This is a genomic window from Vibrio sp. RM-69-4 (assembly GCF_024743775.1).
Classification (GTDB): domain Bacteria; phylum Pseudomonadota; class Gammaproteobacteria; order Enterobacterales; family Vibrionaceae; genus Vibrio; species Vibrio anguillarum.
Map to the genome: position 1 here is coordinate 926,089 of NZ_JAMQXI010000076.1, position 11,618 is coordinate 937,706.

At 46.0% G+C, this 11,618-nt stretch carries 7 protein-coding genes; 3 read left to right on the forward strand and 4 right to left on the reverse strand.

Going from position 1 to position 11,618, the window contains the following annotated elements:
* Positions 1–564: 564 nt before the first annotated feature.
* Positions 565–4,302, forward strand: coding sequence for a M66 family metalloprotease (locus NB504_RS16385; protein WP_258429407.1), 3,738 nt, complete (start codon positions 565–567; stop codon positions 4,300–4,302).
* 104 nt (positions 4,303–4,406) lie between these two features.
* Here the strand turns inward: NB504_RS16385 and NB504_RS16390 are convergent, their stop codons facing one another.
* The 4 genes from NB504_RS16390 to pabB all read right to left on the reverse strand — a co-directional run bounded on the left by NB504_RS16390 (position 4,407) and on the right by pabB (position 9,509).
* The gene (locus NB504_RS16390) at positions 4,407–5,768 is read right to left on the reverse strand and encodes an L-serine ammonia-lyase (protein ID WP_013856773.1); all 1,362 of its coding nucleotides are present in this window, start codon (positions 5,766–5,768) and stop codon (positions 4,407–4,409) included.
* Positions 5,769–5,869: 101 nt separating this feature from the next.
* Positions 5,870–7,123 carry an aromatic amino acid transport family protein gene (locus NB504_RS16395; RefSeq protein WP_094500804.1) on the reverse strand — a complete coding sequence of 418 codons (1,254 nt, stop codon included), beginning with the start codon at positions 7,121–7,123 and terminating at the stop codon, positions 5,870–5,872.
* A 299-nt stretch (positions 7,124–7,422) separates the two neighbouring features.
* Positions 7,423–8,052 carry a CoA pyrophosphatase gene (locus NB504_RS16400; protein ID WP_258429325.1) on the reverse strand — a complete coding sequence of 210 codons (630 nt, stop codon included), beginning with the start codon at positions 8,050–8,052 and terminating at the stop codon, positions 7,423–7,425.
* A gap of 65 nt (positions 8,053–8,117) precedes the next feature.
* Positions 8,118–9,509: an aminodeoxychorismate synthase component I gene (gene pabB, locus NB504_RS16405; RefSeq protein ID WP_258429327.1), complete on the reverse strand. Its 1,392-nt coding sequence runs from the start codon at positions 9,507–9,509 to the stop codon at positions 8,118–8,120.
* A 176-nt stretch (positions 9,510–9,685) separates the two neighbouring features.
* On the opposite strand from pabB, the gene NB504_RS16410 reads away from it, so the two are divergent.
* Both NB504_RS16410 and NB504_RS16415 read left to right on the forward strand, forming a co-directional pair.
* Positions 9,686–11,206 carry a fumarate hydratase gene (locus NB504_RS16410; protein WP_010320695.1) on the forward strand — a complete coding sequence of 507 codons (1,521 nt, stop codon included), beginning with the start codon at positions 9,686–9,688 and terminating at the stop codon, positions 11,204–11,206.
* 103 nt (positions 11,207–11,309) lie between these two features.
* Positions 11,310–11,495, forward strand: a complete 186-nt coding sequence (locus NB504_RS16415) for a hypothetical protein (RefSeq protein WP_010320694.1) — start codon at positions 11,310–11,312, stop codon at positions 11,493–11,495.
* Positions 11,496–11,618: the final 123 nt, after the last annotated feature.

Consider the following 11,618-nt stretch of genomic DNA (forward strand, 5'->3'; position numbering starts at 1 on the left):
AAATTAAACCTATATCTCATTTTAATTTGTTATGTATGTGATGTTTCATTATTTATGCAGGAGATCTCACATTCAGAAGGTTGTACAAAAAGGTGTTCATAAAAACCTACGCAGTCTGCATATGTACAATCTCTTTTCTTACCGTGACTGACACGCTGCCGTTTAGTCAATATCTGTGCGATAAAATCGCCAAAAAGTTGATCGCTTAATCCTCTCAATGCTCATGAACAATCGTAATCATTCTCTTTCGGTGTGCGTGTTATATTCTTAAGTATCATTGTTTCTGATTGATTTTAATAAAATTATTTATTGTTTGTATGCATTTTTGTTGCACACTTTTTCGCGTGAATTCTCACTTTCAAGACGTCAACCTCATTGGGTTGGAACCCTTATCTCGTTACGGACATAGTGATTCTATCGAAATGAAATTAGGTAACTAATAATGAATCGGTAACCCAGTTGTCTATATCCGGAATCGATTATTGCTTAACCAGCGCAGATTTCGTGGGTTGCTGCTGCTGAAATTCAGGCACGTCACTATAAACGAAAATGAGCAATCCAATGATGAATAAGAAACCATTAACGCTTCTAGTAGCAGGGCTACTGGGAAGCGCACCCGTTTGGGCGCAAAATGAGCTCACCTTGATCCAGGTCGGGGAAAAAATCGTCGAGCGGTTAGAATCGATTAAAGCGACCGCCGAACGTGGAGAAGGGGTGTTTGAACGCAACGGTGAGCGTTGGATCCACTATAAAGGCTTCGATTATCGGCTTAGTTACAAAAATGATCTGCAATTCCCCTTTATACCTTATCAAAGTGGCGATGATACGCCTTATCGCAATGTGATCGATTTTGTCGATCAGAGTTGGGAATTCATGGTGTACGACGGCGGTTTTTATCTGATGAGCCGCGAATTTGGTGTTTACGAATCGGACGAGCAAGGCTGCTTTGTCGAATACATTCCTGCGGCACACGGGTCTAAGCGCGCCGATGGTAGCTACATCTGGCAACGTGATGTCATCTATCGTACCGAAACCTCTGATTGTGGTGCGTTAGTGAAGCCAGAGATTACCTCGTTAACCGTCTCGAGCCTGTCTGATGTCGGTGTGTCATTTGACTGGCTTGGGCAAAATGAAGCCGATAAGACTCAGCTCACCTTAACCAATTTGAGTGATGCGAAGGATGTTCGCCGCTATGATTTGGTTTCTGCGGGCTTTTTTATCGGTGACCTTAAGCCAGGCACATCATATGAGATGGTGTTGAACTCGTGTAATCCAGTGGATTGTGCTGAGCCCAAGGTTGTGCGCTTTACTACTCAAGATGCTCGAGTCGGTTTTGCCGATGAAATCCCAACCCCGAACCATTTGCAAGGCAGTTTAGAGGGTGGGTTGGGCATTACTCAAACCCATACATCAGTCGCGCCGAATAGCAATGAGTTAACTGGTCAAGGTCATTTGGACGTGATCATGAACCGTGAAGCGATGCTGCTGTTTACCCCGCAACAAGGGGAAGAGATTAACCAAGTCCGCGCCGAAGTGTTCCTCGATGGCGAATTAGTGCACACCACCTTGATGCTGCCGCCCAGTGCTCTGGCCGCATCGGATCAGCCAGAGAATGGCCGTATGAAGGTGGTGTTCTCTCATCACGCTTGGTCACTGCCGCTGCAATGGAACTGGATGAAGCCGGAGCTCTCACTGCGCTTGACCGACAACTTAGGCCGTGAAGGTGTGCTCAGCCAAGGAGACATCCAGTTTGGTGGTGCGCCTGAGTTGGTGATTCAAAATATCGACATGGGCATGCTGACTCAACCGCGTAACCACAATACGATGATTCAAAATCTTCCAACTTTGGCCGCGGATTATTTCCAAAAAATACCCGCGTCTAAATTGGTGATGACTGACTACACTCCTGCCTATTTCCCTGTTGTCACTATGCCAAATGGTGTGGTGTACACCGATAAGAGTGCGAGTACGGGTGGTTGGCACAGCGGCGATATGCGTGAAGCGATCGGTAAAGCGTTGGTCTCTACAGGTGTTAACAACGCCAACGTCGGCATTGTGAGTAGTGCGGGTTATTCGCAGCAATACAACCGCCGCTACAACCACATTACCGCACACACCAACGTCGGGGTGTATACCAAAGAAGGTACAGCTTTAGCTCAAGTTGTGGTTCATGGCGGCAGTGGCGGTGGCGGTAAAGTAACCCTGCAAAATACTACCGGCAATGAATGGTCCCATGAACTGGGCCATAACTATGGGCTTGGCCACTACCCATATATGGCGTCGATTCACGATATGGAATCTGGCTGGGGTTGGGATGCGTTCCAGCAACGCTTTATCGGTAACCTGCACTGGAAAGGCGATGTCTACACCCAACAGCAAGGTGACGATATTGTGCCACCGTTTAAAGATGCGTTCCGTTTCCTGCGTGATGCGCAAAATGGCGGTGAACAAGAGTACGTGGGCACCATCAGCCGCTTTACCTTGGAGCATCCGGCTCAGTCGCGCAAAGCACAGCGTTGGATGAACAACGGTTTTAACCTTGATAGCAACAGCCCAAGCGGTTATGTGCAGTGGGATCAGAGTACTCAACGTTATGAAGCGGTAGAAACCGACACACCGAAACCGCAGCAAGTGGGCGTACCCGTAGTTACTTTATTAGGGATTTACGATCCGCAGAATGAGAACCCTAGCCAAATCTATCCTCTGATTTACTCGAATTATGGCAACGTGTTTGAGCTGCCACAGCCAGATCAAGGGGATTATCAGTTGGAAGGTTGGCAAGCGGTGGCGAACCTGACTCAGGCACAGCTCGATAGCGATATTTGGCAAACATTACGCATAGATGGTGAGCAGCAACGTTTGTGTAAGTTTACTTTCCAAGCGACCAATGGCGATAGATCGCAGTTTGTCGGTGGGGTTGAACCCAGTACCGACCGTTGTTCTGTTGGACGCGATGTGACATGGAACATCAACGTGAACATGACCTCTGCGCAAGGCGAGTATGAACTGCTTTCCAAGTATGGCCGCGGAGCGGTGACTTACACACCGACGGTCGATGTCGGTGAAGTGAGCCTATGTACACTCAATAAGTCTGGAAATGATCACGATGGAGCTGGATTTGTCGTCGGTAACCAATGTGAACAGATCGCAGGTGTGATGCATAAAAATGGCCAAACGTGGCGCTATGCCATTCGTGGCGATGAAGTGTTGCGTCCTACTTACCAGGTTCAGGGCCAGTGTCAGTTGGATGTTAAATTTGCAGATGGGATCCACGAACAAGTTCGATTAAGTGCCTCTCGCCACGCTGGCAATGAAAGTAACAAGTTCCACGTTAACTTATCGATGGAGAATGGAGTACCAACTCAAGTGAGTTTGCATTGTTCGGATCGCGGTGGTGAAACAGAACTGACTCGAATGACGCCAGATCAGAACCCGCCGCTGGATAAGCTCAAAGGCCCAATCATCATTGGCCAAGAGTACGCTTACAGCCAAGTCATCGATATGACACCAACCTTCGCGCAGAATGAAACTCTGCTGAACACGGATTTTGCGACGATCGCTGAGTTTGATGCTTTTGTGGCCGAACACTATGGGCGTGGCGTTCTAAACAATGGCGTGACGAAAGCGGAGCGCCGAGCGGGGGCATTGTATGTCTACCCGAACCCAGAAACGGGTATGCGTGATTACTTTGTAATGCGTATGGTAGATGCTGGCGCATTCCCGGCCGATCAAACCAGTAATCAAGGTTGGAAATACCTCGGTTCTGCAGATCGCTATGTGAATTTTGCTTTCAACCCAATCAAGCTCAATAGAGCGACTGGTGTGAGCATTGAAGCGCGTGTACAAAGCTACTTTGGTGTATCTCGCTTATTGACATGGGATGAGCGTACCTCAACCACTTGGGATAATGCGCAAAATGCGGTGTTTGTTGGGCAAATCGATGGTGAAAACCATTACTTTATCCAAAAACGCCCAGGAGAGGGGGAAGCTTTCCCGATGCTCGGAGAGTCAAACCTAGATTGGGTTTATCTTGGCAGCGACAGCACCATTCAAGCTTATCTTGCGGAATTAAATCGTGATTTGGCAAGCTTTGAACGTACGCTACTGGAGTGGTATCAACAAGATGCGATGGGCGTGTGGGGCAGTGATGGTCAGCGTGGTCAAGTGAACGATATTTATCAATACGCTTTCCGTGGCGGCTATCATTACTACCGCTTGAAAGTGACTAAGTACGGTTATTTCCCTTACCCAACCGATCCCAATCCAACCAACAGTAGCTGGGAATATCTCGGTCAGTTTTAAGTTCCTCACTGGATCGTGAGGTAAAGTCGTAAAATGCGCCACTCGCTGTTAAGCGAGTGGCGTTAAGTTTTAATGAACGAGGTTTTTAAATAGATAGGTGCTCGTTAGCAAACGACTTTAATCGCTAAACCACCTTGGGACGTTTCACGATATTTGGCGTTCATATCTTTACCTGTCTCAAGCATGGTTTCGATCACTTTATCAAGCGAAACACGAGGTGCCGATGAGCGGCGTAGCGCCATCCGCGTTGCGTTGATCGCTTTCACTGCAGCAATACCATTGCGCTCGATACAAGGCACTTGTACTTGTCCCGCGACAGGGTCACAGGTTAAGCCCAAGTTATGTTCCATCGCAATTTCAGCGGCCATGCAAACTTGTTCAGGGCTTCCACCCATCAGTTCTGCAAGGCCCGCGGCTGCCATCGAACAGGCAACACCTACTTCACCTTGACAACCCACTTCCGCACCAGAAATAGAAGCGTTACGTTTGTAAAGCCCACCGATAGCTCCAGAGGCGGCAAAGTAACGGATATAGTCTTTTTCAGTAACGGTCTGAATGAATTTATCGTAATAGGCTAACACTGCAGGAATAATACCGCATGCGCCATTAGTAGGTGCTGTCACCACACGCCCACCCGCGGCATTTTCTTCGTTCACTGCAAAAGCGTACATGTTTACCCAGTCAACGACCGCCATTGGGTCGTTGGTGGTTTTTTCTGAGGTCATTAACTGTTGACGAAGCGCTGCCGCTCGGCGTGGAACACGAAGAGGCCCTGGTAAGATACCTTCAGTATTCATACCACGGTCCATACATTCGCGCATGGTTTTCCAAATATTGGCAAAGTAAGTACGAACTTCTTCATCAGAATGCAGTGCTTTTTCGTTAGCCATAACCAGCGTACTGATGGAAAGACCACTCTCTTTACATTGGTTCATCATCTCGTCAGCGCTAGTGAAGACATAAGGAACTTTAATTGGGTTCTCTTTTTCTTTACCAAAGTTTTCTTCATCAACGATAAAACCACCGCCGATAGAGTAGTAGGTTTTTGAGTAAACGACTTCATCATCGATCCACGCGTGGATCTGCATGCCGTTTTCGTGCAAGGATAAATTCGTTTTGTGGAAATTCATTCCACCTTCTTTAGGAAATGATACGGTATGACAGTGCATACCAACGGGAAGACGCTCGGTTTCTTCAACGCGTGCGATAAAGCCTGGAATAGCATCGATATCAACTTTCTCAGGGGTATTACCAGCAAGACCCATGATGATAGCGATATCTGTGTGGTGACCTTTCCCTGTCAGTGATAATGAACCATAAACGTCCACGGTGATTTTAGTGATGTCGCGCAATTTTCCCATTGAACGTAAATCATCAATAAACTCTTTACCCGCTTTCATTGGTCCCACTGTGTGTGAGCTTGAAGGACCAACACCGATTTTATAGATATCAAATACACTAATCATATCGATTACCTCAAAAGTAAGCCCCCCTAGCTAAGAGGGAGGCTCATTATTATAGTTATGTTCTGTATGCAGTATTCATGACGGTTGATATAACCACCAGATTAAAGAGCGCCGTAGATTACAGAAGTAATAGCAGCAAGACCACAGATAGTTGTGAAAATCTGTACTGGTGCTGAAGTCTTGAACTTCGCCATTGCAGGAACTTTGTGCATTGCAAATACGGGCAGTAGGAACAAGATGCCAGCAATCATCGGTGCGCCCATGGTTTCAATCATGCCTAGAATGCTTGGGTTTACAATCGCTACAATCCAAGTAGTCAACACGATGAAAATCAGTGACATTTTCTCAATCTTGCTTACTGAGCTATTTGAGCGAGATTTAATTAAACCTACCAAACCTTCATGAGCACCTAAGAAGTGACCGAAGTAGCTAGAGGTGATCGCTGCAAAGGCAACAAGAGGACCCATGTAAGAGATGATTGGTGATTCATGGATGTTTGCTAGGTAAGAAAGCACAGAAATGTTTTGCTCTTTTGCTAACGCGAGTTGCTCTGGCGACAGAGATAGCACAACAGAAAACACGAAGAACATCACAAAACCCATTAGCATCATGGCCGCGCCACCAGTGATCATGTCGGTTTTCTTAACCGCGTTGTCACCGTATTGTAGGCGTTGTTCTTTAGAGAACTGGCTGATGATTGGGCTGTGGTTGAAAGAAAACACGATGATAGGAATAGCAAGCCAAACGATGGTTGGCATCGCAGACCAATCAGGCGCTACTTCCATCATTGAAGTGTTCCAATCTGGGATAAGGTAGAAAGAAAGAGCTAATAAAATGAAAACCAGCGGATACACCATGGCAGACGTCGCTTTTAGCATCAGTTCTTTACCAAAGATTACGCCAGCTGTCATGGCAGCAATTAGTGCGCCAGAAAGTAGCCAACGAGGAATCGATTCCATGCCAACTTGGTTAACAAGGAAGGAATCAACGGTGTTTGTGATGCCAACGCCGTAGATAAGAACGATAGGATAGATGGCGAAAAAGTATGCGAACGTAATAAGGTTTGCGCCAGTTTTACCAAAATGCTCTTCTACTGTGTCAGTAATATCAGAATCAACATTTTTTGAAGAAAGAACAAAGCGAGCTAAGCCTTTGTGTGCGAACCAAGTCATTGGCGCCGCAATTAGGGCTAACATTACTAATGGCCAAAAACCACCCGCACCAGCTTTAATTGGAAGGAAAAGTACACCGGCACCAACGGCTGTACCAAAAAGTGAAAGACACCAAGTGAAATCTTTATAAGTCCACTTGCTAGAGGATTGTACGGCAGATGCCGACGAAGTTGTTGTGTTCATATTGTATTGCTCATTTTTGGGAACAGGAAATAAGTCGAGCGCATTTTGCATAATTTTCTCATTCGAAAACTAGATCTAAATCATGTAACGTTCTGGCTTATTGAATGATATGTCAAAAACCCATTTTTGATCACGAAAATGGCGTGCTACATGTGAGTAATGTTAATGATTTGGATTAGTAAAAGTTATCAATATAATGCTTCGGTTAACATTTATTCATGCCAAACGTTTGCTTTTGGGAGGGATAAGGAAAAATAATCATCCGTGTTATTTAAACTTATGGTTGAATAGTTTGAATATTAATGAGGTTGAATAACTTGTTTTTGCAAAACATGAATGATCTGCGCTGTCATCCCCCAAATAAAATGATGTTGATAAGGGATGGCGAAAACGCGATGTCGTTGATTTTTTAATTGAAATAATTCGCTATAGAGTTTGTTCCGATCAAACAGATGGTGGGCGGGAACTTCAAATATTTCGTCCACTTCATTGGTATCAATAATGGCCTTGTAATTGGGGTTGATAAAAGCAAGAAAGGGCGTCACTACAAATTTACTGACGGTAACCAATTCAGGCAGTTGCCCAAAAATAGTGATGTCGTTTGCTAGAATTCCAATTTCTTCTCTTACTTCACGAAGCGCAGTGATCTGCAGCGAGCCATCGACTTCCTCATATTTCCCGCCAGGAAAACTGATTTGTCCCGGATGATGTTTAAGGTGCGCAGCTCTTTTGGTTAATACCACATTTAAACCATTCTGCCGCTCAACAAAACCAATTAACACTGAAGCCTTGCGTAAGGTTTGAGGAGCAAGGTGTGCCACACGACGGATAGATTCTTCATGATAAGGCACAGGTTGTTGCAACTGAAAGCGCTGGATAAGCCGATCTTTTGTCAAGGGGGTCGCAGTCTGTACGCTGTTTCTCTTCATTTTCGTTACCTACTCGAATTTTGCGTCTATCTCTTTTTAGCCTAGTTCAATAAACCTTGGAAAGGTTAACGAGAATGATCAAGCACAGGTAAAATTCGGCTCAGTTTATCCAGTGTCTCCTGATATTCAAGCTCACACTGACTATCGGCAACAATACCGCCACCAGCCCAAACGTGCAGTTGTTGCTTCTCTGCCACCAAAGTTCGGATAGCAATACTGCTGTCCATTGTCCCGTGGCGGCTAATATAGCCGATGCTGCCACAGTAAGCGCTACGGCGGTGAGGCTCTAACTCCTCAATAATTTCCATTGCACGTACTTTTGGTGCGCCAGTAATTGAGCCTCCGGGGAAGCTGGCTCTTAATAGATCGGCCGCGCAATAGGCGGAATCAAGTTCTGCGCGAATGGTACTCACAAGGTGATGCACGGCAGGAAAACTTTCAATATCGAACAGCTTAGGCACATGTACAGAGCCCGGTTTTGCCACACGGCCAACATCGTTTCGTAATAGGTCAACGATCATCAAGTTTTCTGCTTGATCTTTTTCTGCGAAAGCAAGGTCTGCCGCGTTAGCGGCGTCAATGCTGGGGTTATCGCTTCTTGGTCGGGTGCCTTTTATCGGCTTAGTTTCGATGATGTTGTGTTTGACCTGCATAAAACGCTCGGGAGAGACACTCAAAATCGCTGACTTCTCTAAGCGAATAAAAGCCGAAAATGGTGCGCAATTAAACGCTTCCAGTTTTTGATAAGCTTGCCATTCACTGCCTTCGTAGTCGGCTTTAAAGCGCTGTGCGAGATTGATTTGATAACAATCACCACTGAGCAAATAGTGCTGGATTTGCTCAAATTTCCGTTGGTAGCTCTCTTTACTCATGTTGGATTGCCAATCAGAGCGTAAAGCAAAATGGCCGTTGTTTTTGGGGTTCTGAGTGTTGAGCCATTGCCATGCCTCATCAATATGATTGCCTACCACATAGGCGGCTTGGTGCAAATGATCAACGACCACAGCCCATTGATAGAGACCAATCGCCATATCAGGTGTGGATAGATCGTGCTCAGCGAGCGTTGGAATTCGTTCTATCTGCCGCCCTAAGTCATAGGCAAAATAACCGAGTGCACCGCCCACGAAAGGAAGGTCTATATCGCTTTGAACATCGGGTAAATACTGCTGCTGCAACTGTTTGAGCAGTTGGAATGGGTCTAACTGAGAATCATAACGAGACTGCGGTTCGCATACCGTCGTTTTATCCCCTTGTGTCACTAAGGTGACCAGTGGTTCAGCGACTAAAATATCAAAACGGCTATCGATATGCGTCTTAGAGGCGGAGCGCAACAGCATAGCCCACGGGCAGTCTTCGATTTTAGAAAACAATTGGTGAGCGAGATCGACATGGTAAGTCAGTGCGTTAACTTGGATATGATTGAATTCGTTGTTGTTCATTTGCGTAATTTGTGACAAAGAGACCGATCACTGCATGGCGTGTTGAGTAAAGCAAGAGTATCATAAAATGCAAATTAAAAGCTGCTACTTGATTGAATCACATCAATAAGTTGATTTTTTGCTGAGAAGCTTACCGCTTATTGAATGAGGAACACGCAACAGTCAAGGGAAGCATAACAATAACGAGGCACGCAATGACGGTAATTCGCAAGCAGGATGTGATCAGCAGTGTCGCTGACGCTCTTCAATATATCTCTTACTACCACCCTCTGGATTTCATTCAAGCGCTAGAAAAGGCTTATCATCGAGAAGAGAGTCAAGCTGCGAAAGATGCGATCGCACAAATTCTCATTAACTCGCGCATGTCAGCAGAAGGGCATCGACCTATTTGCCAAGATACCGGCATCGTAACCTGTTTTGTCAACATTGGTATGAATGTGCAATGGGAGTCTGATCTCACAGTGCAAGAAATGATTGATGAAGGAGTTCGTCAAGCGTACACCAATCCAGATAACCCATTGCGCGCTTCTATATTAATGGATCCTGCTGGTAAGCGTATTAATACTAAAGACAATACGCCTGCTGTCGTTCACATCAATATGGTGCCAGGAAATAAAGTCGACATTCAAATCGCAGCCAAAGGCGGCGGCAGTGAGAACAAAACCAAGATGGTAATGCTTAATCCTTCCGATGACATTGCTGAATGGGTAGAAAAAACCGTACCCTTGATGGGGGCGGGTTGGTGTCCTCCGGGTATGCTCGGCATTGGTATTGGCGGCACCGCGGAAAAGGCGGCTGTGCTTGCTAAAGAATCACTGATGGAGCATATCGATATTCAAGAACTGATTGATCGTGGTCCACAAAATGCGGAAGAAGAACTGCGGTTAGATATTTTTAACCGCGTGAACCGTTTAGGCATTGGTGCGCAAGGGCTTGGTGGCTTAACCACCGTTGTGGATGTAAAAATCAAAACAGCGCCGACTCACGCCGCGTCTAAACCTGTTTGTATGATCCCTAACTGCGCGGCGACCCGCCATGTTCACTTTACGCTAGACGGCACGGGCCCTGCTGAACTTACACCACCAAAGCTAGAAGATTGGCCACAAATTGTGTGGGACGCAGGAGCAAGCGCGCGCCGCGTCAACCTTGATGCGGTCACTAAAGAAGAGGTTCAAGAGTGGAAAACCGGTGAAACACTTCTTCTTTCCGGTAAGATTTTAACCGGCCGCGATGCCGCACATAAACGACTCCAAGCAATGTTGCAAAATGGCGAAGGGCTGCCTAAAGGTGTCGATCTTAAAGGTAAATTTATCTACTACGTTGGCCCCGTTGATGCGGTGGGTGATGAAGTTGTTGGTCCAGCAGGCCCGACCACATCGACACGTATGGACAAATTTACCGACATGATGCTTGATGAAACGGGCATTATGGGGATGATAGGCAAAGCAGAGCGTGGTCCTGCGACGGTGGAGTCAATCAAAAACCACAAAGCGGTCTACTTGATGGCGGTGGGTGGCGCGGCTTACTTAGTGGCGAAAGCGATTAAGAAAGCACGCGTGGTGGCATTCGAAGATTTAGGTATGGAAGCCATTTATGAATTCGAAGTTGAAGACATGCCAGTCACGGTTGCGGTGGACTCGCGTGGCGCGAATGCTCACCAAATAGGCCCAGACACATGGAAAGTGAAGATTGCCGAAGCTCAAAAGAAAGCTTAATCTGATCTCATCGCGTTCTCACGATAACTGCAGCTTAGGCTGCAGTTATCGTCTATGAATCAGTAGATAATTGAAATGCTCATTTGCAAAACTAGGAGGGTAGATGCCTCGTTTTATTAAAATATTACAAATTATTATCGCTATTGTGGTTGGGGTTTTCCTCGGCTATGACCTTATTCTACATGGCATCAGCATCTTCGATGATAAGTACGTCACAATCACCTGCGTGTTATGGGTGATGCTTGAGGCTGCATTGTTTGTGATTTATAAATTAATAGAAGATGATTGAGCCGATGTGAGCGGCTCAACACAGAACAGCGAATTTTTTGGCCAAAAAAGCCTAAGCCTCTGATTCTTGTCAGGGGCTTTTTGTTCATCTCTGATTAAGGTGAATACACATAAAGTAGCGTCA

Bases quoted from the DNA above. Each gene is read 5' to 3' on its own strand.
- NB504_RS16385 (WP_258429407.1), top strand. From the start codon at position 565: ATGAATAAGAAACCATTAACGCTTCTAGTAGCAGGGCTACTGGGAAGC.
- NB504_RS16390 (WP_013856773.1), bottom strand. From the start codon at position 5,768: ATGATTAGTGTATTTGATATCTATAAAATCGGTGTTGGTCCTTCAAGC.
- NB504_RS16395 (WP_094500804.1), bottom strand. From the start codon at position 7,123: ATGAACACAACAACTTCGTCGGCATCTGCCGTACAATCCTCTAGCAAG.
- NB504_RS16400 (WP_258429325.1), bottom strand. From the start codon at position 8,052: ATGAAGAGAAACAGCGTACAGACTGCGACCCCCTTGACAAAAGATCGG.
- NB504_RS16410 (WP_010320695.1), top strand. From the start codon at position 9,686: ATGACGGTAATTCGCAAGCAGGATGTGATCAGCAGTGTCGCTGACGCT.
- NB504_RS16415 (WP_010320694.1), top strand. From the start codon at position 11,310: ATGCCTCGTTTTATTAAAATATTACAAATTATTATCGCTATTGTGGTT.